Origin of the sequence: Variovorax paradoxus, assembly GCF_009498455.1 — a bacterium.
Classification (GTDB): domain Bacteria; phylum Pseudomonadota; class Gammaproteobacteria; order Burkholderiales; family Burkholderiaceae_C; genus Variovorax; species Variovorax paradoxus_H.
Map to the genome: position 1 here is coordinate 6226603 of NZ_CP045644.1, position 23557 is coordinate 6250159.

Sequence of the window (23557 nt, forward strand, 5' to 3'; positions counted from 1 at the left end):
CTGGAGGTGGATGCGACCGGCTCTGACGGCCGGGGTCATGCATCGATTCTCGTGAGCACCCTGCCCTGCGCGCCTCGGTGTCATCGGAGGGCCGCAGCAAGAATCCGCCGATTGACATCCGGGCCGCGAAGGGCCATGCAAGCGGCTCGGGCTACTTGCGCTTCCAGCTCGCCACGGTGATGAACACGCCGGTTTCCTTCGCGTCGCGCAGGCGCACGCTGTAGCGGCCCGCGCCGTCGGTGCCGTTGAAGACGACCTCGCGGCCCTCCTCGTCCAGCGTCGCGCCCTTCGCGAGTTCGCGGTAGGTGTCGACCAGCTTGGCGATCGGCTCGTAGCTGCGCAGCGTGACCTCGGCGTCGGGCAGCTGCGCTTCGGGGCGCTGCGAGCGCTCGTAGGCCGTGCGCATCGGCAGGCCGGCCAGGCCCTTGGGCAGCACGATCTTGCCGGCGCTGGCCGAGCTGTTCACCTCGGCCGTCTGCACGAGCATCGGATGCAGCGACGCGGGGAAGCCCGGCGGCAACTGCGCGACGCGCCAGCCCGGCACGTTCGGCTGGCCGGTGATGTATTCGACGCGCGCGATCTTCTGCGCGGCGGCCACGTCCGCCGGATCGTCGCTCTCGGCCATGGCCGCGAGGTACGAAGGCAGCCGCTTGCTCCAGGCCACCAGCGGCGCGGCATCGGCCTGGCTGGCACCGGCGTGCTGGAAGACCGACAGCACGGTTTGCGGCAAGGGGTTGCAGACCTTCGGATCGTCGCTCTTCGCGGCCGCGCGGCAATGGCCGTTGACCAGCCCCATCGCCTGCACGCGGCCGTCGGCGTCGATCAGCATCGCCGCGCGCTCTTCGCCGTGACCACTGCCACTGACGGACGCGATGACCTGGCGACCGTCGGGCCACACGGTGCGCGTGACGTCGAACTTCGAGCGCATGCCTTCAAGCAGCTGCTGCGCGATCAGCGTGTCGGGCTCGGTGTAGCTGCCGCGCGCATAGCCGACAAGGCCGATCACGGCCGCGCGGATGCGCGTCTGCTCGCTCAGGCGCAGCGCGGGCGGGGGCAGCTCCGTCGTGACGGGCGCGGCAGCGTCTTGTGCCTGGGCGGTGAGCGCGCAGGCGAGCACCAGCGACGCCAGCGCCGACTGAATCAAGGTCTTCTTCATTCGGAAATTTCCACTTCGATGTTCGTGATCGCGGGCATGTCGCGCGGGATCGTCGTGCTGACGGAGAAGCTCAGGCCGTTGCGGCGGCCCGCGATGAAGCCGTCTCCCGACTCGATGTCCTTCAGCGGCGGCGACAGCTGCTTGTAGAAGGCCAGCACCTGCTCCGGTGTGTCGACGGTCTGCAGGCGCAGCACGCGCTTGGCCTTGGCGTCGCTCAGCGCGTCTTGCGCGGTGCCGTAGATCAGCGCCTTGGGGTACAGCGGCACCTGCGCGGAAAAAGCCTTGTTGGGCCGCACGATGGGCCGCGCCGTGGTGCGCGCGGCGTCCATCGTGACGTACTCGGTCGTGGCGATCTTCTCGCCCACGCCCTCGCCGCCCTGCATGCGGTCGGGAACCTGCTGGCTCCACGCGACCAGCGGTTGCGCCTTGGCGCGGTCGAAGCCGGGACGCAGAAAGATCGAGAGCACGGCGTGCTGGTCGTCGAGGCAACCGCTCGACGACGAGTTCTTGCCGCAGCTGCGATGCACCAGCGCGGCAGCGAGCACGTCGCCACTGCGGTCGTCGACCAGCACGGCCGCGCGCTCGCCACCGTCGTAGGGCCGGCGATAAGACGAAAGCAGTCGTTGGCCGTCAGGCAGTGCCTGCTGCTTGCGGTCGGGGCGCGAGGCCAGGCCCGAGATCAGCTGCTCGGCCAGCAGGCCTTCGGGCCAGTAGTACGAGCCCGACGCCATGCCCGCGAAGCCCGTCACGGCAAGGTCGAGTGCGGGGGCCTGGGCGTCTTCCTGCGCACGCTCGTGATGCGGCACGAGGACGAGTTGGGGTGTCGCATTTTGTTGTGCGACAGCGCCGAAGGAAGAGAGAAGAAGGAAAGCGAGGAAAGCGGAACGCGGTCGAAAGTGAGGCATGAAAAAAGAAAACGAACGATGCGGCTTGCCCGATGTTTGCAGACAAGTGTGTCGTTTGATTCTAGAAGGCGTTCATTGCAAAAATCGCCTCGCATCTCATCGTCGCGAGCGCGAAAAGATCACGTCACGGCGTGACCGCGAGCTTCGAACACAGCAGCCGCATCGCAGCGCCGATCGGCGCGATCACCGGCACCTTGAAACGCGGCGTCAACGCCAGTGCGGCCTGCCCGAGCGGACCGCCGCCGATGATCACGGCCTGCGCGCCGTCGTCGTCGATGCAGCGTTGCACGGCCTGCGCCAGGGCTTCTTCGAGCGCGAGCGCATCGGCCGCGAGCGCACGCGGATCGCCCTGCGTCAGGCGGATGCCGCTGTACTGCGCGCGCAGCCCGAGCGCCGCGGCGCGCGCCTCGATGGGCACCACGAGGTCGGGCGTGACGGTCGCGATGCCGAAGCGCCGGCCGCCCTCACCCGCCGCGAGCATCGAGGCTTCGGCAATGCCGACCACGGGCACGCCGGCTTCGCGGCGCAGCAGCTCCACGCCGGGGTCGCCGAAGGCGCTGACGATCACGCCGTCCCACCCCTCGTCTGCTGCCGCGCGCCACACCTTCAGCACCTCGAGCGCGGCCGCGTTCAGCTCGTCTTCGTTGACGATCATCGGCGGGCCCTGCACCGCGGTGCGGCCGGTCACGCGGCAACCGGCGGGGGCTTCTGCGGACGCGATGCCGACCATCATGTCGGTGGTCGCGACGGATGCGTTGGGGTTGATGAGCAGGATGTCGGGCATGCGGAAAGGCGCTTTCTTTTTGTCTCTTGAGATGGGTCGTTGCGCGGCTCAGTTCGAGCGGGCCAGCGTCGCACCGGGTGGGCGGTCGTCGGGCTCGGCCTCGCCGGGCAACGGCAGCGCATCGGGCGACTGGCCGTAGGTCTCGGGCACGCACTGCACGCTGGCGACGAATACCGCGTACATCGCAGCGGCCAGGCCGAACACACCGACCAGCCCGAACGCATCGAACAGGCGGCCCGCCACCAGCGGCATCAGCGCGCCTGCCGCAGTGCCCGTCGCAAGGATGAAGGCCGTGCCGAAAGCGCGCACGCGCGTCGGGTACAGCTCGGGCGCGAAGATCCAGATGGTGGTGTTGAGCAGCAGCACGAAGAACTGGAACACCGCGCCCGCAATGAGGATCACGACGATGCTCTTGGCCACGAAGCCGATGGTCAGCGCCGCCAGGCAGGCGCACACGGCGCCGGCCGTCAGCACGCGCTTGCGCGGAAAGTGAAAGCCCAGCAGCGAGGCCGCAATGGCGCCCAGCAGGCTGCCGCCCTGCATCACCATCGTGAACAGCAGGCTCTTGGACATGCTGTAGCCCAGCGTCACGAGGATGGTCGGCATCAGCGTGAGCACCGAGATCTGCGCGCCGTAGGTCATCCAGATCGTGATGCACAACGGCACCGTGCGCCGCGCCAGCGCGCCGCGGAAGATCTCGGTCACGCGCACCTTCGGCCGTGCGGCCTGCGCCAGCGTGCCGTCGTCGGTGATGTATTGCTGGGGCGCTGCCAGCTTGCCCGACAGCCGCCCCGATGCGAGGCGCGTCAGCACTGCATTCGTTTCCTTCACGCGGCCCTGCGACAGCAGGAAGCGCGGCGTCTCGGGGATGTAGCGGCGATAGAACGCACCGAGCAAGGCCGGCACCATGAGGCAGGCGAACAGCCAGCGCCAGGCGTTGTCGCCGGGGAACATCCAGAACACCAGCAGGCCGAAGCCCGGTGCGAGGAAGTTGCCGAGGCCGCCCGCGCCCACGTTCACCATCCCCACGGCCGTGCCGCGGAACTTGGTCGAGCAGAACTCGGCCAGCATGGTCACGGCAATGGCGATCTCGCCACCCAGGCCGAAGCCCACCACCGCGCGGCCCAGCGCCATCACCGTGAAGTTGGGCGCCATCGCGCAGATGCCCGCGCCGAGCGTGAACATCAGCAGGTCGATCGACAGCATCACGCGGCGACCGTACCGGTCTGCAATGAAGCCCGACACGATGCGCCCGATGGCCGCGCAGGCAAAGGTGACGGTGTTCAGGAAGCCGATGTCCGACGCGCTCAGCCCCCACTGCTCGCGCAGCATGGGTCCGACGATGCCCACCGCGTTCTGTTCGAAGGCATCGAACAGGCAGCCGATGAGGATCAGAAAAATGATCGTGTGGTGCGAGCGCGTGACGCCGATGGTGTCGAGCGCGCGATCGAGCTCGGCGACTCGGGGCGAGTCGGGCCCGGAAGAGAGTGCAGGTCCAGCCATGAGAAACCTCTGAAGAAGGATTGAAGTGCTTGCTTGCGCGTGGCAGCCCGATGTCGCGGATCGCATCGTAGGCGGCTGCGCGTCTGAATGGCATATGGATTTCACCTACTTTGATAAATTGAAATCCAAATTTCAAACAGGAGCAGCCTCAAGCAAGCGGCATGCCGGGGTTTTTCAGGCTCAGGCAGCGGGTTCTCAGGGTTGGACTGAAAAAAAGGGGCGCGACCGCACCTGCAGCGGGCGCTCGTGCACCGAGGGCGTGCGCCGCTAGGACCTCGCCGAGCCGGCCAGCGCCAGCAGCTCGTCGACGTCCCAGTGGTCGTCTGCGTGCCGGCCGTATTTGGCAGCGACCACGGTGCCCCGCGCGTCGAGGAGCAGGTCGGCCGGCAAACCCGTGATGCCGTTCTCCGCCCGCTGGTAGAAGCGGCCCGTCGCAAGAACCCAGCGCAGGCCGCTCCAGAAGACGCGCGGGTGCAGGAAGGCCAGCCGCGAGGTTTCCACGCCAAAGTGCCGGTAGTGGGTCTTGGTCGGGTCGGCCACGCAGTCGAACGGCAACTGCGCCTGGTACTGACGCATCTCCTGCGCGGACGAATGAAAGAGCACGACCTCGCGGACGCCCGCCGCCGCCAGCTCGCCCTGCCTTCGGGCAAAAGTCAGCAGATGGAAGTTGCAGACCGGGCAGCCCGCGAAACGGCGAAACTGCAGGTGGACCCAGCGCGCGCCGGCGTCCGGCAGCTGCAAGGGCTTTCCGTGGATCGTTTCCAGGACCGTGGCGGGCACCACATCGCCGGGAGAGAACTTCATCGAAGGTCTTTCAGAAGGGTTGCGAAGACGTCGGGCCGGGCGCCGGAAAGCGTCTTCCTATTTTTAAGTACACTGTACGTTTATCACTTTACAGCCTCTTCAAGAACGGAGTCAAGCGTGGGACGTCCCGCCAAATTCACCCGTGAACAGCTTCAACAGGCTGCGTTGGCGTTGGTCGATGCGGACGGCCTCTCCGGCCTGACCATGCGCGCGCTGGCGAGTCGGCTCGAGACCGGCGCGATGACGCTCTACAACTACGTCTCGCAACGCGAAGAGCTGGAGATGCTGGTGGTCGAAGCGGTGCTGGGCAAGGTGCGCTGGGGGACCGACGGCCACCAGCCCTGGCATGAAGCGCTGGAAAACATCGCGATCGCGCTGTGGCGCGTGATCCGCGACCATCCCCATGTGATTCCGCTGATCCTCACGAAGCGCAGCCGCTCACCCGCGGTGTTCGAGGTGACCGAAGCCCTGCTGCACACGCTGGCCCAAAGCGGCCGCAGCGGCGCCCGCCTGCTCGTGGGTTTTCGCGCGGTGTCCGCGCTCATCATGGGCGCCGCGCAGGCCGAACTCGCCGGGCCGCTCACGCTGCAGGCCGACGAATCACCCGACGACACCATCGCGCGGTTCCAGGCCCTGCCGCCGGACCGGTTCCCGCATCTGATCGAGATCGCGACTGCTGCCACGGCCAGCGATGCGGAGACCGAGTTCCGGGCGAGCCTGTCGCTGCTGATCGATGGCCTGCGCGCAGAGGCTGCGCCGCAGGTCTGAGGCCGCCCAGGAAAGGGCGATGCGCCCTCCCCTCAGAGCTCGTCGTTTTCCTCGTGCCCCAGCTCGATCGCCGCCAGCCGCTTGCGGCCGGCCGAGCCTGCGGCCTCGATCACCATCGTGGCGATCAGATCGCACACGCCCATCACGGCCGCGTGGTTGTCGAGCAGCCCCGGGCCGCGGCAGTCGCATTGAAGCGACCACGTGGCGCCCGCGAAATCGGGCGAGGCGCGGTCGCTGATGTAGACGATTTTGGCGCCGACGCGCTGCGCGCCCGCGAGCAGCGTGTCGAGCTGGCGCGTCTGGCGGCGCGTGCCGAACACGATCACGCAGTCGCGCTCGCCCAGCCCCGCCAGATGCTCGGCCAGCGTTTCGCCGGGGCCCGGAATGGCGGTGACGCGCGGCACCACCTGGATGATCTGCCAGCGCAGGTACAGCGCGAACGCGTGGCTGCTGCGCGTGCCGAAGATCAGCACCTGCCCCGCGCCGATGATCGCCTTCACGATCTCGGCCATCTGCTTGTCGCTCAGGCGCTCGAAGGTGCTCGCGAGGTTGGCCTGCGACTGCTGGAAGTGCGTGGCCACGAGGTGGCCGCGCTTCGAGGCTTCGGTCGCGTTCTGGAACAGCGGCGAGCCCGTCTGCTTTTCTTCGCGCACCTGGCGCCGCGCCTCTTCGTAGTTCTCATAGCCGATGCGCCGGATGAACCGGCTCACCGTGGAGGGCGACACGCCCGCAAGCTCCGCGAGTTCGTTGCCCGCATAGCTGGCCAGCTCGCCGGGAAACTCCAGGACGAAATCGGCAAGCTGGCGTTCGGTCGCGGACAGCTGGTCGAGCTGGCTGCGAACGCGGCGGACGAAGGAATCGGCGGACATGGGTGGGTGATGGGCGTGGCGCACGATGATGCCATGCCCCACCCATGCGGCAGAACCCACGAGCCAGAACGCCGCCCGCGCCACCGCGTTCAGACGGCAGCCGCCGCAATCTCCAACTGGGTCAGCCGCCGCGCCATGCGACCGACAAAGTTCTGTGTGACGTGCGGCAGCACGCGCTGCGACGGCACCACGATGCCGACCTGCAACTGGTCGAGCGCGGGCAGCTCGAAGGGCCGCCAGATCAGGTCGCCACGCTTCAGGTCTTCGATGAAGGCGATCTTCGAGAAGCACGAGATGCCCTTGCCCGCCATGATCAGCCGCTTGAGCATCGGCGTCGAATTGCAGGTGGCAGCCGGCTCCATGTCGTCCCAGAACGCAGCGAACTCGGGCGACAGCCCAGCGCTGATGACCGGGTGCGAACTGGAGCGCAGGAACGGGTAGCGCGCGCATTCCTTCAGCGACACGCTGGCGTGGTTGGCCAGCGGATGGCCCGGCGGCATCACCACGCCGATGGGCAGGTTGGCCAGCGCCACCGCGGCCACGCCGCCCGGCAGCCGGCTCACGAAGGTCATGCCCACGTCGACCTGCCCCGACATCACCATCTGCGGCACGTCCATCGGCTGCACTGCGGTGATGGTGTACGTGACGGCCGGGAACACCTGCAGAAAATCTTCGACCGCCGACGGCAGCATCTCCTCGAAGAAGGAGTCCATCGCGGCCACCTTGACGTGGCCGGTGCGCTCGCCCTTCAGCGCATCGAGCTCGGTGCGCATCACCTGGTACTGGTGCAGCGTTTCCTGCGCGTGCTTGAGCAGGCGCTCGCCGGCCGCATTGAGCCGCAGGCCGTTGGGCATGCGGTCGAACAGCTCCACGCCCAGCTCGTCTTCGAGCTTGTGGATCTGCCGGTTGACGGCGCTGGCCGCCACGTAGAGCCGCTCCGAGGCCTTGCGCACCGAGCCGCAGCTTGCGACCTCGATGAAGTACTTGAGGATGCTGGCGTGCATCAGCCGGCCCTCCCCCGCCGCGCCGGCTCAGCCCGGTGCGTGCGGAAACGCGGCAACGGCCGGATGGTCGCAGGGCACGCGCTTCGCGTCGGCGCCGCCGGGCGAACCGAGCCCGCTGACGTTGGCCGCGAAAAATTCGCGGTTGATGGCCGTGAAGTGTTCCATTTCGGGCGGCAGCCGAAGGTCTTCGTAGATGGCCTGCGTGGGACAGGCAGACACGCAAACGCCGCAGTCGATGCATTCATCCGGGTGAATGTACAGAGTGCGCTCGCCTTCGTAGATGCAATCGACCGGACAGCACTTGACGCAGGCGCCGTCCTTGACGTCGATGCAGGCAGCGGTAATGACGTAAGCCATGGCATGAAGGGCCGGCGCCTAGCGGCCCAGCCACTGCGGCTTGCGTTTCTGCTGGAACGCCAGCACGCCTTCGTTCGCGTCTTCGGACTGCAGCGCCGCCACCAGTGCGGGCAACCGCATGCGGTGCGCGTCGGCCGGTGCCAGCGTGCCGGTGCGGCGCACCACCTGCTTGATGGCCTTGAGCGACAGCGGGGCGCAGGCCAGCATCTGCTGCACCCAGCGGTGAACGGCCGTATCGAGCTCGGCGCGCGGCACCACCTCGTTGACCAGGCCCATCTCGAGCGCGCGCGGCGCCTTCACGCGCTGGCCGGTGAACATCATGCCCATGGCCTGACGGTAGGGAATCTGCCGCTGCAGCAGCAGCATGCCGCCGTCCAGCGGCAGTCGCCCCACCAGCGGCTCGGGCAGGCCGAAGCTGGCTTCGTCGCAGGCCACCACGATGTCACAGCCCAGCACCATCTCGAAGCCGCCGCCAAGCGCCAGGCCGTTGACGCGCGCGATCACCGGCACGTCGAGCGTCTCGCGCAGCGCGATGCCGCCGAAGCCGCCGGTGCGGGCCGCGGCCCAGTACTCGATGCCCTTGAGATTCGAGGTGTTCTTCAGATCGGCACCCGCGCAGAACGAGCGCTCGCCCGCACCGGTGAGCACCACCGCCCGGATGTCGTCGCGCGATTCGATGTCGGTCCAGATGCGCTGCAGTTCGGCCTCGGTCGACAGGTCGACCGCATTGAGCACTTCGGGCCGGTCGATGGTGACGGTGGCTACATGGTCGACGACGTCGTAGAGAACACTCATGCGTCGGCCTCCTCGATCAGCGCGCGCGCTTCCGCCAGCACTTCTTCTGTGTGCTGCCCGAGCCTGGGCGGTTCGCGCCGCAGGCCGGCCTTGGCGCCCGACATCTGGATCGGGCTGGCGATGAACTTGAGCGGACGACTCGACGACGCATCGCCTTCGAGAATCATCGCGTTGTGCAGCGTCTGCGGATCGACCAGCGCCTCGCGCATGTCGCGCACAGGAGCCGACAGCAGGTCTTGCTCTTCGAGCTTTGCCAGCCAGTGGTCGCGCGTGTTGCTGGCAAAGCGCTCGCGGAAGATCGCATGCAGCTCGGCCTTGTGGGCGAACTGCGCCGCCATGCCCGAGAAGCGCGCATCGACCGACAGGTCGCCGATGCCCAGCGCCGTGCAGATGTCGCGCAGCGGGTTGGCCTTGAACGCGCCCACCAGCACCAGCGGCCCGGTCTGGGTGTCGAACACGCCCGACAGCGGCATCGCGGCCCAGTTCACCTCGGAGTCTTCCATCATGACCATGGCCGCTTCCTGCATCTGCATCGCGAGCATGGAGTTGTAGAGCGACACGGAAATCTTCTGGCCTTCGCCGGTGCGCTCGCGCTGCAGCAGCGCCAGCAGGATGCCCTGCACCATGTGCATGCCCGCGGTGTAGTCGGCCAGCGCAGTCGGGTAGATCGAGACCGGCACCGAGGCATCGGCGCGGCGCGCCATCACGCCGGTGAGCGCCTGCGCCAGCACGTCCTGCCCGCCCTTGTGGGCGTAAGGGCCGGTTTCGCCGAAGCCGGTGCCCACCGCGTAGATGATGCGCGGGTTCAGGCGCTTGCAGTCTTCGTAGCCCAGGCCCAGCCGCTCCATCACGCCGGCGCGGAAGTTGTTGGTGACCACGTCGGCGCCGGCAATCAGCGCCTTCACCAGCTCCATCTGCTCCGCGTCGCGCAGGTCGATTTCCACGCTGCGCTTGTTGCGGTTCAGGCTGCAGAAGATCGGGTTGTCGTTGCCGGCCACCGGCGCGAAGGTCGAGCGGCTCAGGTCGCCCGCGCCCTTGCGCTCGACCTTGATGACGTCGGCGCCATGGTCGGCCAGCATCTGCGTGCAGACCGGGCCCATCATGACCTGCGTGAAGTCGATCACGCGGATGCCGTCGAGCGGCAGTGCACCGGTGCTCATGCAGCCTCCTTCGTGAACGAACGCGCGATGGCGGGCACGTCGGCGTTCGGTCCCTTCTGGTCGCCCGGGTCGGCACCCTGCGCGCGCAGCGTCTTTTGCAGCGCGGCCACATCGACATCGCGCACCGACACGCCTGCGTTCAGAGCCAGTGCCGCGGCAGCGCCCGTGGCCTCGCCCATCGCCATGCAGGGCGGGATCTCGCGCGAGATCTTCTGCGCGGCCGAGGTGGCCGAGTAGTGGCGCCCGGCCACCAGCAGGTTCTCCACGCTGCGCGGCAGCAGCGTGCGGTAGGGGTAGTAGTAGTCGCGGCCGCGCGCCACGCTGTCGTCGAAGCGGGTGCGCTGGGCCACGTCTTCCTTGGTCATCACGTAGGCGCCTTCGAGCAGGCGGGTCTGGCGGATGCCGGTCTGCGGCGCCATGTCGATCAGGGTGCACTTCGAAAAACCAGGCAGCCTGGCGCGCACGAACTCAATCACCTTGTGGATGGTGGCGCGGCCCTGCACCTCGGCGCGCGTGAGGTCGCTGACCTTCAGGCCGTCGAGCCCCGGCATGTGCGGACAGTTGCACCACACCACGCCGGGCAGCGGCGTCTTGAGCCACCACGCATCCCAGGCGCCGCCGAGCATGTGCTTGACCTCGCGGTCGAGTGCTTGCCAAGCCACGGGCTCTTCGCGTTCGAAGCGCTCGGCTTCGTCGGTGTCGACCGCGCCGAGGCGGAACACGGTGGTCACGATGTAGCTGCCGCTGATGTGCGGCGCGCCGGCCGAGGCGGCCACGTCGAGGTCGCCGGTGGTGTCGATCACCACCTTGCCCAGGATGGCTTCCCGCCCGCCCTTGGTTTCGCAGACCACGCCCTTGACCTTGCCGTCTTCCACCAGCGTGCGCGAGAACCACGAGTGCAGTCGCAACTCGATGCCGGCCTGCTGCACCATCTCGAGCGAGGTGCGCTTCCACGCATCGGGATCGAAGGCGGCGGCAAAGCAGATCGGGTGCGGCTTTTCCTTGCTATGGAAGTCGTAGGTGCCCCAGCGCTTCCAGCGCCGCACCGATTCGGGCAGCGTGCCCCAATCCTGCTGGCGCGGGTACTCGGCCAGGCCCAGCGCCGACATGCGCTCGATCATTTCGAGGCAGATGCCGCGCACCGAAATCTCCTGCTGGTGGCTGTCCCACATGTCGTCGAGCACCAGCACCATGCCGCCCGAGGCCAGGCCGCCCAGGTGGTTGTAGCGCTCCAGCAAGGTCACGCTGGCGCCGTTGCGCGCGGCGGCCAGGGCCGCGGCCTGCCCCGCGGGGCCGCCACCGACCACCACCACGTCCGATTCGGCTGCCACGCGCACGTCGTGCGCGGGCTCCTGCATCCAGTCGCCAATACGGCTCATAGAACTCTCCTGTTGATGTGTTGGGTTGTGTGTTTGAAATGCGCCCGATGCATCACGGGGCGGCTTCCGGTTGCCACCGGATGACCCAGCGCTCGGCCAGCGTCACCAGCAGGAAGAACAGGCCCGAGAGCGTGGCGCTCATGACGATCGCGGCGTACAGCAGCGGCGAATCGAAGTTGAAGGTGGCCTGCAAAATCATGGCGCCGATGCCGACCGTGGCACCCACCCACTCGCCGACCACCGCACCGATGACGCACATAGACGCCGCGATGCGCAGGGCCGAGAACAGATAGGGCAAGGCATTGAGCAGGCGCAGCCGAAAGAAGATCTCGGTCTTGCTGGCGGACAGCACGCGCATCAGTTCCATGGCCTGCGGGTTGACCGACTCCAGCCCGCGCACCATGTTCACCAGCGTGGGGAAGAAGCAGACCAGCGCCGCGATGGTGATCTTCGGCTCCATGCCGTTGCCCATGATCAGCACCAGCACCGGCGCCTTGGCGACCAGCGGCACGGCGTTGAACATCAGCACCACCGGAAAGAAGATGTCCTGCAGCGTCTTGTTGTGCACGAAGACCGTCGCGATGGCGATGGCCGCGAGGTTGCCGAGCACGAAGCCGCCGGCCGCCTCCATGGCGGTGGGCAGCAGGTTGTCGAGCAGCACGTCGCGCTTGGCGTAGAGCGTCTCCAGCACGGCCCATGGCGTGGGCGCAATGAAAGGCTTGACGTCGAACAACGCGATCACGGCCCACCACAGGAAGACCAGGCCGACGATGCCGAGCGCCGGCAAGATGCGGCGGCGCCACAGGCGGCGTTGGCGCGCGGCGGCCCACGCGATGTATTCGGGATCGGCCGGTGCGGCAAAGGCGCCGGGCACGGCGGAGTCGAGGGAACGGGTGTTCATGGCATCGGCCTCAGCAGGTTTCGAGCACACGGCGCAAATGGCTCGTGAGGCGAACGAATTCGGGGGTCTCGCGCATTTCGAGCGTGCGGTCGGCCGGCAGCTCGACGGGCACGATCTCGCGCACGCGGCCCGGGTTGGCGGCGAGCATCAGCACGCGCTGGCCCAGAAAGGCCGCCTCGTGGATGCTGTGCGTGACGAACAGAATCGTCACGCCGGTCTCGCGCCACACGCGAAGAATTTCTTCGTTGAGCCGGTCGCGCGTGATTTCGTCGAGCGCGCCGAAGGGCTCGTCCATCAGCAGGATCTTCGGGTCGCTGGCGAGCGCACGCGCAATCGACACGCGCTGGCGCTGGCCGCCCGACATCTCGTGCGGGAACGCGCCCAGGCGGTCTTTCAGGCCCACCAGTTCGAGCAGTTCCTGCGGCGAGCGGCGGCCCTTGCGGCTCGCGCCACCGCCGACCTGCAACGGCAGCTCGACGTTCTGCAATGCCGTGCGCCACGGCAGCAACGCCGCGTCTTGAAAGACAAAGCCGATGTCGCGGTTCTTGCGTGCGGCCTGCGGCGTGGAAGACAGCACCTCGATGCGGCCGCGGCTGGGCTGCAGCAGGTCGGCCACCACGCGAAGAAAGGTCGACTTGCCGCAACCCGAGGGGCCGAGCAGCGTCAAAAACTCGCCTTGCGCCACGTCGAGGTCGAGGCTTCCGATGGCGGTGACGTCGCGGCGCTCGGTGAAGAAGCGCACGCCGATGTCGCGGCAGGCAATCGCGGGCGCAGAAGCGGGTGGCGCGTTGAGAACGGCGGCCATCGCGTCAGGCCTTCCCTGCACGCGCGGCCGCGGTGGCCTTGAGCGCGTCGAGCGAGATCACGTCTTCGACCTTCGGCGTGCGCGCGGTGAACTGGCCCAGCTCCGAATAGGTGGTGATCTGCTCCTGCCACACGGCCGGGTCCATCGCGCCCCAACCCTGGGTCTGCGCGGCGCCGCCGAAAGAGTAGTCGAGCATCACGTCGACCGCGACGCGTTCGTCCTCGCGCTTGAGGTTGGGGTACTCCTTGACCAGCATGTCCACGGCCTGGTCGCGGTTGGCGCGCACATGCTGCCAGCCCTTGGCGGTGGCGCGCAGGAAGGCCTCGATGATCTTCGGCTGCGTTTCCAGTGTCTTGGTCGATGCGTAGTAAGGCAGCGCATAGAGTCGCACGCCGGCGTCCCACAGCGTCATCTCGACGCGGTCGGGGCCCAGCACCTTGATGGCGGTGGTGCTGGTGAGCCAACCCGTGACCACATCGACCTGCCCGGTGAGCAGCGGCGTCATGTCGGCGCCGACCGAGATCACCTTGACGTCTTTCTCGGGGATCTTGTTCTTGGCCAGCAGCGCGCGCAGCAGGATGGCCGCGGTCGACGGAATGCCCACACGCTTGCCGATGAGGTCGGCCGGCTTGCGTACCGGATTCTTCGCCAGCGAGAAGTAGGTGTACGGGTGCTTTTGCGCGCCCGCCGCGAAGCACTTGATCGGCAGGCCCTGCGACACGGCCAGCATGATCGACGGGCTCGACGACACCTGCCCCACTTCGTAGCGGCCCGACGCGATGATGGCCACGCCGTCGATGTTGGGGCCGCCCGGCTGGATCGCGAAGTCGATGCCTTCCTGCTCGTAGAAGCCCATGCGCTTCGCGACCACTTCGCCGATCTGGTTGACCCCGACGATCCAGCCCAGCTGCATGTGGATGCGCGCCTTGCCCTGCGCGAAGGCATCGACCGACAGCAGGCCACCCGCGGAAAGTCCGCCGGCGATGAGGGACGTCTTGAGGAGACTTCGGCGACCGGGGTCCCGGAGATTGGCCATGGCGGATTCCTTTTCTTCGATGCGATGAGGTGGAGTCATTCGGCGTGTGGGCCGGCCGGTGGTGCGAGACACCGAGGGCCAGCGAGGCGAATGTAGAAGTGCGGCGTGAGCGCACCAAGCATCGTTTTTCGCAACGGGTGAACTAAAAAATAGGTCTCCTTCGCGCCCCTCCAATGACACGGCCGTGCATCCGATGCGCCGCGCGGGCACCCTCTTCGGGAAAACCTTAGGTCCGGGCGCGGCCCAGGCACGGCCCCCACGGGCCTTGGACTAAAGTCTCATGACAGGCCCCATGCGATGCCCTAACTTGCGTGCACCGACTGCCCTGCCCTCCACCTCCCCGCCACTCTGCCCCACCGATGAGCGCCACCCCACCCACGACGCCCGCCGACCCGTCTTCGCCGCGCGCATGGCCGCCTTGCGACGCAACTTCCCGTTCTCGCTGCTCGGCGTGATGCTCACGGCGGGGCTGGTGGTCGTGGCGCTGTGGGGCGCCGTTTCGCACGCGCAGTTGCTGACCTGGGTCGGCGCCAACGCGGCGCTCACGGCCGCGCGCGCCTGGCAGGTGGCGCGCTACCGGCACGCCGAGCACGATGCGGGCGCGCTGCGGCGCTGGCAGCGCGGCGCGATGGTCGGTGCGGTGCTCGGCGGGTTGCTGTGGGGGCTGCCGCTTGCGGCGTGGATGCTGCAGGTCGCTCTGCCGCAGCAGATGTTCATCGTGGTGGCGATGCTCACCATGGGCACGGGCGCGATCTACGCGTACTGCATCGACCTGGGGCTGCTCTACGGCTTTCAGGTGACGTACTTCGTGCCCGCGATCCTCGCGATGGCCACGCTCGACGACGTGCTGCTGCGCGTGATGTCGGCGGCCGGCGTGCTCTACCTGTTCGTCACACTGGCCTTCGCGCAGCGCATGTACCGCACGCAGGTCGATTCGCTCGAGCTGCGTTTTGAAAACCTCTACCTGCTGCGGCAGCTGCGCCTCGAGAAAGACGCGGCCGAGCGCAGCGACCTGGCCAAGTCGCGCTTCCTCGCGGCCGCCAGCCACGACCTGCGCCAGCCGGTGCATGCGCTGGGCCTGTTCGTAGGCGTGCTGCGCGAGCAGGCGCTGCCGGCGGCGAGCCGGCACCTGGTCGACAGCATCGGCCGCGCCGCCGCCGCGATGGGGCTGCTGTTCGAAGGCCTGCTCAATGTGTCGCGGCTCGATGCAGGCGTGGTGCGCGTGAAGGCGCGGCCGTTTGCGCTGGCGGGCCTGCTCGACCAGATCGTGCTGGAGTTCGCGCCGCAGGCGGCGGGCAAGTCACTGTCGCTGCGCTTGCGCGCGAGCGATGCCGTGGTGCACTCCGACCCCGCGCTGCTCGACCGCGTGCTGCGCAACCTGGTGGAGAACGCGATCCGCTACACGGCGCGCGGCGGCGTGCTCATCGGCTGTCGCCGTGCGGGCGCCGACGCGCTGCGCATCGAGGTGTGGGACACGGGCGTCGGCATTCCGCCCACCGAGCAGGAGCAGGTGTTCTGGGAGTTCCACCAGCTCGGCAACCCCGAGCGCGACCGCACCAAGGGGCTGGGCCTGGGCCTGGCCATCGTGCGGCGCACGGCCGCGCTGCTGGGCCATCCGCTGGCGCTGCGCTCGCGCGTCGGCCGGGGCACGGTGTTCTCGGTGACGGTACCGCTCGCGCGGCAGGCGCTGCCCGTGCCCGAAGCGCCGCCTCCGCCGCTGCCGGCCGACACCGGCCGCCTCGTGCTCGTGGCCGAGGACGACGGGGAAAGCCGCCACGGCCTGCAGCTGCTGCTCGAAAGCTGGGGCCTGCGCGTGATCGCGGCCGAAAGCGGCGATGAGTTGCTGGCGCTCGCCGCGCGTCAGACGGGCAAGCCGGCGCTCATCATCAGCGACTACCGCCTGCGTGCGGGCGAAACCGGCATCGACGTGGTCGACCGCCTGCACGAGGACTACAACGACGACGGCATTCCCGCGCTGATCGTGAGCGGCGACACCGATCCGCGGCGCCTGAGCGACGTGGCCGCGCGCGGCTGGCAGATGCTGCACAAGCCGGTGGACCCGGCGCAGTTGCAGGCGACGGTGTCGCAGTTGATTGCCGGCTAGCGCGGGCGCCCGAGCATCCCCGCGCGGCGCGCCGCGATCACGGCCTGCGTGCGGCTGGTCACGCCGAGCGCGCCGAAGATCGCCGAGATGTGCGCCTTGATCGTCTTCTCGCTGGTCGCCAGGCGCAGCGCGATCTCGGCGTTGCGCAGCCCTTCGCACAAGAGCTGCAGCACCTCGGACTGCCTCCCCGTGAGCGTGCTCAGCGCATCGGTCGGCGTCGACAGCACGGGCAGCATGGCAGCGCCCGCCGGCGAGGCCTGCACCACGTTCTGCTCGCCCGCCATGACGCGGCGCAGTGCGTCCATGAGCTGCTGGCTGTCGGCCGACTTGTGCACGAAGCCTTGCGCGCCGGCGTCGAGCGCGGTGTCGATGTCCTGCGGGTCTTCCGAAGCCGACAGCACCAGGATGCGCAGGCCGCTGCGCCGCCGGTGCAGCTCGGCCAGCAAGGCGGCGCCGCCGAGGTCGGGCAGGTAGTAGTCGGTCATCACTGCATCGAGCCGGGGCAAGGTGGAGAGCGCTTCGAGCGCTTCGGCGCCGTTGCGGGCCGTGGCGACGGTCATCGAGGGCTCGGCCTCGCGCAGCGCGAGGAACAGGCCCTCGCGGAACATCGCATGGTCGTCGATCAGCAGGATGGTGGCGGACATGTTCCGATTCTGGCCGCAACCCTTGTCTTCACCCACGGTTTCCCGTGGCCGGCAGGGGAAACCCGCTGGGCCCGACCCCGGGGTCACTGGCCACAATGCCGGTGCGCGCATCGGCGCTCCGAACATCCAACGACAAGAAGGACCAGATGCCATGGCGGAATTCGACTACGTGATCGTGGGCGGCGGCTCCGGCGGCGCGACGCTGGCCTCGCGCCTGAGCGAAGACCCGTCGGTGACGGTCTGCCTCATCGAGGCTGGCGGCGACGGCCGCGGCATTCTCGTGCGGGCGCCGGCCGCCGTGGTCGCAATGCTGCCGGGCCGCCCGCGCCTCAACAACTACGCCTACCAGACCGTGCCGCAGCCCGGCCTGAACGGGCGGCGCGGCTACCAACCGCGCGGGCGCTGCCTCGGCGGCTCCAGCGCGATCAACGCCATGCTCTACGTGCGCGGCCACCGCGAGGACTACGACGACTGGGCACGCTCAGGCTGCGCCGGCTGGGGCTTCGACGAGGTGCTGCCGCACTTCCTGCGCGCCGAGGGCAACCAGCGCGGCGCGAGCGCGCTGCACGGCGCCGACGGCCCGCTGCAGGTGGCCGAGCAGCAGAATCCGCGCGCCCTCAGCGAGGCCTTCGTGCGCGCCGCCGCCGAGTGCGGCATTCCGCGCAACGACGACTTCAACGGCCCCGAGCAGGAAGGCGCGGGGCTCTACCAGGTCACGCAGTTCCATGGCGGTGCGAAGAACGGCGAGCGCTGCTCGGCCGCCGCGGCCTACCTGCACCCGGTGATGGACCAGCGCCCCAACCTCTCCGTGCTGACCGGCACGCAGGCCCTGCGCGTGGTGCTCGAAGACCGGCGCGCGGTGGGCGTGGAGGTGCGGCACGACGGCAAGGTCGAGACGATTCGCGCGCGCCGCGAGGTGGCGCTGTGCGGCGGCGCCTTCAACTCGCCGCAGCTGCTGATGCTCTCGGGCATCGGCGACCCCGACGAACTCGCGCGCCACGGCATCGCGGTGCAACACGCCCTGCCCGGCGTGGGCCAGAACCTGCAGGACCACTGCGACTTCATCGTCGCCTACAAGTCGAAGCAGACCGACATGTTCGGCATCGGCCCGATCGGCGGGCTGCAGCTGCTGAAGGCCATCGGCCAGTGGCGCCGCAACGGCACGGGCCTGGTCGCGACACCCTTTGCGGAAGGCGGTGCCTTCATCAAGTCGTCGCCCGAGCTGCGCCGGCCCGACCTGCAGCTGCACTTCGTGATCGCGATCACCGACGACCATGCGCGCAAGCTGCACGCGGGCTTCGGCTTCTCGTGCCATGTGTGCGTGCTGCGCCCCAAGGGCCGGGGCGACGTGCGCCTGACCGATGCCAGCCCCGATTCGGCGCCGCGCATCGACCCGCGCTTCCTGGCCGATCCGGAAGACATGGCGCTGCTGCTGCAGGGCGTGAAGAAGACGCGCGAGATCATGCGTTCGCCCGCACTCGAAAAGTACCGCCACCGCGAGGTCTACACCGCCGACGCCCACACCGACGCGCAGCTCGAACAGCACATCCGCGCGCGCGCCGACACCATTTACCACCCGGTGGGTACCTGCAAGATGGGCGTGGATGCGATGGCGGTGGTCGACCCGCAACTGCGCGTGCACGGCATCGCGGGCCTGCGCGTGGTCGATGCCTCGGTGATGCCGACGCTGATCGGCGGCAACACCAACGCGCCGACCATCATGATCGCGGAGCGCGCGGCCGGCTGGATGCGCGGGCCTGTCTCCTTCGCGGAACCCGCTACGGCAGTGCCGTCGATGAGCCTCGCACCATGAGTTCGCCCGGCAGCAACAGCTGACGCGGCGCGGCATCGAGCCCGCGCAGGCGCTCGATGAGGCAGGTGGCGGCGGCGCGGCCGATCTCGTCGGTCGGTTGCGCCACGGTGCTCAGGCCCGGCCCGATGAGCGAGGCCCATTCGGGATCGTCGAAGCCCACGAAGCCCAGGTCGGCGCCGAAGCGCCAGTCGAGCCGCGCCATGGCCTGCGCCACGCGCAGCGTGACCACGGCATTGCCCGCGACCACCGCCGCGCGGCGGCCGCGCTTGGCGCGCTGGCGCAGTGCGCGCAAGGCCTCGTCGAGCGCGTCGTTCTCGCCCTCGACCGATTCGAAGACCTCGCCCGCCACGCGCGGCTCGTGCGCCGCCACGCAGGCGCCGAACGCTGCCGTGCGCTCGCGCCGCGAGCTGACGCCCTTCTGCGGCTCGGTGACGTACAGCAGCTCGCGGTAGCCGCCTTCGACCAGGTGGCCGCAGGTGTCGCGCATCGCGGCGTGGTTGTCGAGCGAGACGAAGTCGGTGTGCATGCCCGTGTGCCGGCGATCGACCAGCACGGCGGGCTTGCCGTGCAGCGTGACCGCATCGACCACGTTGCTGCCGCGCCCCAGCGTGTTGAGGATGAAGCCGTCGACCTGGTAGCCCGCGAGCGCATTGATGGCCTCGCGCTCGCGTTCGCTCTCGTTGCCGAGGTTGAACAGCATCACGAGGTAGCCGGCGTCCTGGCAGGCTTTTTCGGCGCCGCGCAGCACGGCCACCGAGTACGGGTTGGTGATGTCGGCCACGATCAGGCCGATGAGCCGCGAGCGGCCGTGGCTCAGCGCCTGCGCCATCGGGCTCGGCGAGTACGCCAGCTTGGCGATGGCCGCCTCGACGCGCGTGGCGATGTCGGGGCTCAGCAGGCGCTCGCGGTGGTTGAGGAAGCGCGAGACGGTGGCCTTGGAGACGCCGGCGGCTTCGGCAACGTCGGCGATGGTGGCGCGGCCGGTGGGTTTCATGGCCTGCTCCCGAAAGGCGAAGAACGCGGTGGGCGGCTTTGGCTCCCTCTCCCCTTGGGGAGAGGGTTGGGGTGAGGGCCGGCGGCGCTGATGCGGCGCATGCTTGTGCGACGGCCACTGCCCTCACCCCCACCCTCTCCCCGAGGGGAGAGGGAGCAAGACAGGCCGGACGTTCGCGGCCGACGCGTCTGTATTGCTCCTTCCCCTTCCGGGGGAAGGTTGGGATGGGGGCAGGCAGAGCGCTCGATGGATGCGCCGCTGGCCCCCACCCCCGTCCTCCCCCGGGAGGGGAGGGAGAAAGACATGGGACGTCTCATGCGCCTGCCGTGTCGTACGGCGCCGTCGGCTTCTCGCCGGCCAGCACCTGCAACAGATTGGTCGTAGCCAGCTCGGCCATCGCATGCCGCGTCTCATGCGTGGCCGAGCCGATATGCGGCAGCGGCGTCACACGCGGATGCGTGCGCAGCGGCGACTCGGCCGGCAGCGGTTCCTTCGCGAACACGTCGAGGCCGGCGGCGCGCAAGGTGCCGTGGTCGAGCGCGTCGAGCAGCGCGGCTTCGTTCACGGTGGCGCCGCGGCCGCCGTTGATGAACGACGCGCCCGGCTTCATGCGCGCGAAGAAAGCGGCGTCGATCATGCCGCGCGTCGCGTCGGTCAGCGGCAGCATCGCGAGCACGATGTCGGCGCGCGCGAGCAGATCATCGAGCGGCGTGTGCGTGGCGCGGCCTTGCAGCTCGGGCGCCTGCGTGGCGAGGTCGACCGCGCGACGCGAGTGATAGAGAACCGGCATGCCGAAGCCCAGCGCGGCGCGGCGCGCCACGGCCTGACCGATGCGGCCGAATCCGAGGATGCCCAGCGTCTTGCCGTGCACGTCGGTGCCGAAGAATTCTTCGCCGATGTTCTTCGTCCAGTTACCTTCGCGCACGAGGTTCGACAGCTCGACCACGCGGCGTTGCGTGGCCATGAGAATCGCGAACACCGTGTCGGCGACCGTCTCGGTCAGCACGTCGGGCGTGTGGCACAGCACGATGCCGCGCTGGTGCAGTTCGGCCAGCGCGTAGTTGTCGACACCGACGGACACGCTCGATATCACCTCGAGCTGCGGCGCCGCATCGAGCAGCGCGGCGTCGACGTTGTAGCTCGAACCGATCAGCCCGTTCGCGGTGGCGAGCGCAGCGGCAAAGGCCTCGGGCTCCTTGCGCGGATCGGCCACGGTGACGTGGTGCGCGGCCTGCAGGCGCGCGAGTTGGTCTTCGGGCAACGCCCGGAATACGAGCACATTCTTCTTCGTCATCAGAGTCCCGCTTCTTCGAGTTGCGCCCGCGTCGGCAGGCCTTCGGTGTCGCCCAGCACCTGCACGGCGCGCGCGCCGATCCAGGCGCCGCGGCGCACCGCGTCGGGCACGCGCTTGCCTTCGAGCAGCGCGCTCACCACGCCGGCGGCAAAGCCGTCGCCCGCGCCCACGGTGTCGATCACCTCCTTCACCGGGAAGCCGGCTACATGGCCGGTGCCGGCCACTTCGCTGTCGTAGTACGCACCGGCGGCACCGAGCTTGACGACGACCAGCTTCGCGCCGCGCTCGCGGTAGAACTTCGCGACGTCTTCGGGCTTGTCATGGCCCGTGAGCAGCAAGCCTTCTTCGATGCCGGGCAGCACCCAGTCGGCGCGCGACGCGAGTTCGTTCACCCAGTGGCGCATGGTCTCGGTCGACGACCACAGCGTGGGCCGCAGGTTGGTGTCGAACGAGATGGTGCGACCGGCCGCGCGCATCACGTCCATGGTCTTGAGTGCAGCCTGCAGGCTGGTCTCGGAGATGGCCGCGAACACGCCGGTGGCATGCAGGTGGCGCGCCGAGCGCAGCCAGGCTTCGTCAACGTCGGCCGGGCCCATGTGGCTCGCGGCCGAGCCCTTGCGGTGGTATTCGATCGGCGGGTCGCTGCCGTCGGTGACGCGGCCCTTGAACTGGAAGCCGGTGCGCTGCGTCGCGTCGGTGATCACGTGCGAGCAGTCGATGCCTTCGGCGCGCATCGCGCCCAGCAGCGCGCGGCCCATCGAGTCGGTGCCCAGGCGGCTGGCCCAGCCGACCTTGAGGCCGAGGCGCGACAGGCCGATGGCCACGTTGGTCTCGGCGCCGGCGGTGCGCTTGAAGAACGACTCGGCGTTTTCCAGCGGACCAGGCCGGTCGGCCACCAGCAGCAGCATGGCTTCGCCGAACAAGGCGACATCGAAAGCGGTGGGTTCCGTCATGTGTGTGTTCCTACGCCCGTGCGGCGCGGATGAAGTCGATCTGCGCGCGGGTGACGGCCAGCAGGTCGTCGCCCACGAGCGGGTATTCGATGGCATGCGGCACATCGGCTGGCAGTGCGCGCAGCACTGCGCGCCACGGCGCGACCGAGTCGCCCATCGGCACCGCCACCCACTTGTGCGGCAGGCGCTGCGCGCCCTTGCAATGCACGTAGCGCACGCGGTGGCCGAGCGCCTGCGCGGCCTGCAGCGGGCACTCGCCGAGCCAGTGCCAGTTGCCCATGTCGAAGGTCATGCCCAGCGACACGCCGGCGCGGTCGGCCACGTCGAAGAAGGTCTGCAGCGCGGCCAGCGTGCCGGCGCGCACGGTCTGGTCGTTCTCGATGAGCAGCTCGACGCGGGTTTCGGCCAGCGCGACCTTCAGGCCCCAGAGCGAACCATGCGACGACGGTTGAAAGTCGCCGATGGCCATCTTGAGCCGCTTCGCACCGACACGCGTGGCGGCGGCGATGCCGCGTTGCAGCGCGGCGCTGTCGAGCCAGCCGCCTTCGGCCCACAGGCCCTCGGGGCTGGAGTACACGGAAGCAAGACCGTTCAGCGCGGGCAGTTCGGCCTCGGCGTCGCGCAGCATCTCGCCGCGCACTTCCACCGAATCGGCACCGGCCGCGCGCGAGAGTTGCGAGCACCAGCGCTGGCCGTGCCGCCCCACCTCGGCCGCACCGAAGGACGACAGAGAAATCAGGACTTCGAAGGCCATCAGTGGGCTTGGTGCGAGCTGAGAATTTGACCCAGGAACTGGCGCGTGCGCTCGTCCTTGGGGTTGCCGAAGAACTCCTGCGGCGGTGCCTGCTCGACGATCTTGCCGTCGGCCATGAAGATCACGCGGTCGGCCACGCTGCGGGCAAAGCCCATCTCGTGCGTCACGCACAGCATGGTCATGCCGTCTTCGGCCAGGCCGATCATGGTGTCGAGCACTTCCTTGACCATCTCGGGATCGAGCGCCGACGTGGGCTCGTCGAACAGCATGATCTTGGGCGACATGCACAGCGCGCGCGCAATCGCCACGCGCTGTTGCTGGCCGCCCGAGAGCTGGCTCGGGTACTTCTTCGCCTGCTCGGGAATGCGCACGCGCGTGAGGTACTTCATGGCCACCTCTTCCGCCTGCGCCTTGGTCATGCCGCGCGAGCGCATCGGCGCCAGCGTGCAGTTTTCCAGAATGGTGAGGTGCGGGAACAGGTTGAACTGCTGGAACACCATGCCGACTTCGGCGCGCACCGCATCGATGTTCTTGCCGCCCGCGGTGAGGTCGATGCCGTCGACCACGATGCGGCCCTTTTGCACCGTCTCGAGCCGGTTGATGCAACGGATGAGCGTCGACTTGCCCGAGCCCGAGGGCCCGCAGATCACGATGCGCTCGCCCTGGCGCACCGACAGGTCGATGCCGGTCAACACCTGGAATTCACCGTACCACTTGTTGACCGCTTCCATGCGGATGATCGATTCCGTCGTCATGCCAGGATTCCTTCTTCTTC

The 23557-nt window shown here is 68.7% G+C and carries 23 protein-coding genes; 3 read left to right on the forward strand and 20 right to left on the reverse strand.

The window, feature by feature from the left end; genetic code table 11:
• Positions 1–151: 151 nt before the first annotated feature.
• From GFK26_RS28740 to GFK26_RS28760, 5 genes are all read right to left on the reverse strand, one after another.
• Complete coding sequence (locus GFK26_RS28740) at positions 152–1156, reverse strand: hypothetical protein (protein ID WP_153284970.1); 1005 nt, start codon at positions 1154–1156, stop codon at positions 152–154.
• On the reverse strand, positions 1153–1962 hold the full coding sequence (locus tag GFK26_RS28745) for a hypothetical protein (RefSeq protein ID WP_228121804.1): 810 nt from the start codon (positions 1960–1962) through the stop codon (positions 1153–1155). Before GFK26_RS28745 ends, GFK26_RS28740 begins: the two co-directional genes overlap by 4 nt.
• Positions 1963–2185: 223 nt before the next feature.
• Positions 2186–2845 (reverse strand): aspartate/glutamate racemase family protein, encoded by a 660-nt coding sequence (locus tag GFK26_RS28750; protein ID WP_153284972.1) that lies wholly within the window; start codon positions 2843–2845, stop codon positions 2186–2188.
• Between the two features lie 48 nt (positions 2846–2893).
• Positions 2894–4348: an MFS transporter gene (locus GFK26_RS28755; RefSeq protein ID WP_153284973.1), complete on the reverse strand. Its 1455-nt coding sequence runs from the start codon at positions 4346–4348 to the stop codon at positions 2894–2896.
• A gap of 267 nt (positions 4349–4615) precedes the next feature.
• Entirely contained in the window at positions 4616–5152 is a 537-nt protein-coding gene (locus GFK26_RS28760; RefSeq protein WP_153284974.1) for a peroxiredoxin-like family protein, read from the reverse strand.
• A gap of 117 nt (positions 5153–5269) precedes the next feature.
• Between GFK26_RS28760 and GFK26_RS28765 the strand changes: the two genes are divergently transcribed.
• Positions 5270–5920 (forward strand): TetR/AcrR family transcriptional regulator, encoded by a 651-nt coding sequence (locus GFK26_RS28765; RefSeq protein WP_153284975.1) that lies wholly within the window; start codon positions 5270–5272, stop codon positions 5918–5920.
• A 32-nt stretch (positions 5921–5952) separates the two neighbouring features.
• On the opposite strand, the gene GFK26_RS28770 is transcribed toward GFK26_RS28765, so the two are convergent.
• The 9 genes from GFK26_RS28770 to GFK26_RS28810 form a co-directional block, all read right to left on the reverse strand.
• Entirely contained in the window at positions 5953–6789 is an 837-nt protein-coding gene (locus tag GFK26_RS28770; protein WP_101492418.1) for a MurR/RpiR family transcriptional regulator, read from the reverse strand.
• A gap of 89 nt (positions 6790–6878) precedes the next feature.
• Positions 6879–7793 carry a LysR family transcriptional regulator gene (locus tag GFK26_RS28775; protein WP_101492417.1) on the reverse strand — a complete coding sequence of 305 codons (915 nt, stop codon included), beginning with the start codon at positions 7791–7793 and terminating at the stop codon, positions 6879–6881.
• A 27-nt stretch (positions 7794–7820) separates the two neighbouring features.
• Positions 7821–8150: a ferredoxin gene (gene fdxA / locus GFK26_RS28780; RefSeq protein WP_153284976.1), complete on the reverse strand. Its 330-nt coding sequence runs from the start codon at positions 8148–8150 to the stop codon at positions 7821–7823.
• Positions 8151–8168: 18 nt separating this feature from the next.
• On the reverse strand, positions 8169–8945 hold the full coding sequence (locus GFK26_RS28785; RefSeq protein WP_153284977.1) for an enoyl-CoA hydratase-related protein: 777 nt from the start codon (positions 8943–8945) through the stop codon (positions 8169–8171).
• The gene (locus tag GFK26_RS28790; protein ID WP_153284978.1) at positions 8942–10105 is read right to left on the reverse strand and encodes a CaiB/BaiF CoA transferase family protein; all 1164 of its coding nucleotides are present in this window, start codon (positions 10103–10105) and stop codon (positions 8942–8944) included. The genes GFK26_RS28785 and GFK26_RS28790 overlap by 4 nt, the downstream gene beginning before the upstream one ends.
• A complete protein-coding gene (locus GFK26_RS28795; protein ID WP_153284979.1) occupies positions 10102–11484 on the reverse strand; it encodes an FAD-dependent oxidoreductase in 1383 nt (460 codons plus the stop codon). The genes GFK26_RS28790 and GFK26_RS28795 overlap by 4 nt, the downstream gene beginning before the upstream one ends.
• Positions 11485–11536: 52 nt before the next feature.
• Positions 11537–12385: an ABC transporter permease gene (locus GFK26_RS28800; protein WP_124457170.1), complete on the reverse strand. Its 849-nt coding sequence runs from the start codon at positions 12383–12385 to the stop codon at positions 11537–11539.
• Between the two features lie 10 nt (positions 12386–12395).
• On the reverse strand, positions 12396–13190 hold the full coding sequence (locus GFK26_RS28805; RefSeq protein WP_101492332.1) for an ABC transporter ATP-binding protein: 795 nt from the start codon (positions 13188–13190) through the stop codon (positions 12396–12398).
• Positions 13191–13194: 4 nt separating this feature from the next.
• Positions 13195–14226 carry an ABC transporter substrate-binding protein gene (locus GFK26_RS28810; protein ID WP_153284980.1) on the reverse strand — a complete coding sequence of 344 codons (1032 nt, stop codon included), beginning with the start codon at positions 14224–14226 and terminating at the stop codon, positions 13195–13197.
• Between the two features lie 409 nt (positions 14227–14635).
• Here GFK26_RS28810 and GFK26_RS28815 point away from each other — a divergent pair, with 409 nt between their 5' ends.
• Positions 14636–16330, forward strand: coding sequence for a hybrid sensor histidine kinase/response regulator (locus GFK26_RS28815; RefSeq protein WP_153284981.1), 1695 nt, complete (start codon positions 14636–14638; stop codon positions 16328–16330).
• Here the strand turns inward: GFK26_RS28815 and GFK26_RS28820 are convergent.
• Positions 16327–16974: a response regulator transcription factor gene (locus GFK26_RS28820; protein ID WP_153284982.1), complete on the reverse strand. Its 648-nt coding sequence runs from the start codon at positions 16972–16974 to the stop codon at positions 16327–16329. The two genes, GFK26_RS28815 and GFK26_RS28820, sit on opposite strands and share 4 nt — an antisense overlap.
• Positions 16975–17125: 151 nt before the next feature.
• On the opposite strand from GFK26_RS28820, the gene GFK26_RS28825 reads away from it, so the two are divergent.
• Positions 17126–18787 (forward strand): GMC family oxidoreductase, encoded by a 1662-nt coding sequence (locus tag GFK26_RS28825; protein ID WP_153284983.1) that lies wholly within the window; start codon positions 17126–17128, stop codon positions 18785–18787.
• On the opposite strand, the gene GFK26_RS28830 is transcribed toward GFK26_RS28825, so the two are convergent.
• The 5 genes from GFK26_RS28830 to GFK26_RS28850 form a co-directional block, all read right to left on the reverse strand.
• Entirely contained in the window at positions 18753–19781 is a 1029-nt protein-coding gene (locus GFK26_RS28830) for a LacI family DNA-binding transcriptional regulator (RefSeq protein WP_153284984.1), read from the reverse strand. The two genes, GFK26_RS28825 and GFK26_RS28830, sit on opposite strands and share 35 nt — an antisense overlap.
• 313 nt (positions 19782–20094) lie before the next feature.
• Positions 20095–21075 (reverse strand): 2-hydroxyacid dehydrogenase, encoded by a 981-nt coding sequence (locus tag GFK26_RS28835; protein WP_153284985.1) that lies wholly within the window; start codon positions 21073–21075, stop codon positions 20095–20097.
• Positions 21075–22028, reverse strand: a complete 954-nt coding sequence (locus tag GFK26_RS28840; RefSeq protein WP_153284986.1) for a sugar kinase — start codon at positions 22026–22028, stop codon at positions 21075–21077. The genes GFK26_RS28835 and GFK26_RS28840 overlap by 1 nt, the downstream gene beginning before the upstream one ends.
• Before the next feature lie 10 nt (positions 22029–22038).
• Positions 22039–22782, reverse strand: a complete 744-nt coding sequence (locus tag GFK26_RS28845; RefSeq protein WP_153284987.1) for a sugar phosphate isomerase/epimerase family protein — start codon at positions 22780–22782, stop codon at positions 22039–22041.
• Complete coding sequence (locus GFK26_RS28850) at positions 22782–23537, reverse strand: amino acid ABC transporter ATP-binding protein (RefSeq protein WP_153284988.1); 756 nt, start codon at positions 23535–23537, stop codon at positions 22782–22784. Before GFK26_RS28850 ends, GFK26_RS28845 begins: the two co-directional genes overlap by 1 nt.
• Positions 23538–23557 lie beyond the last annotated feature (20 nt).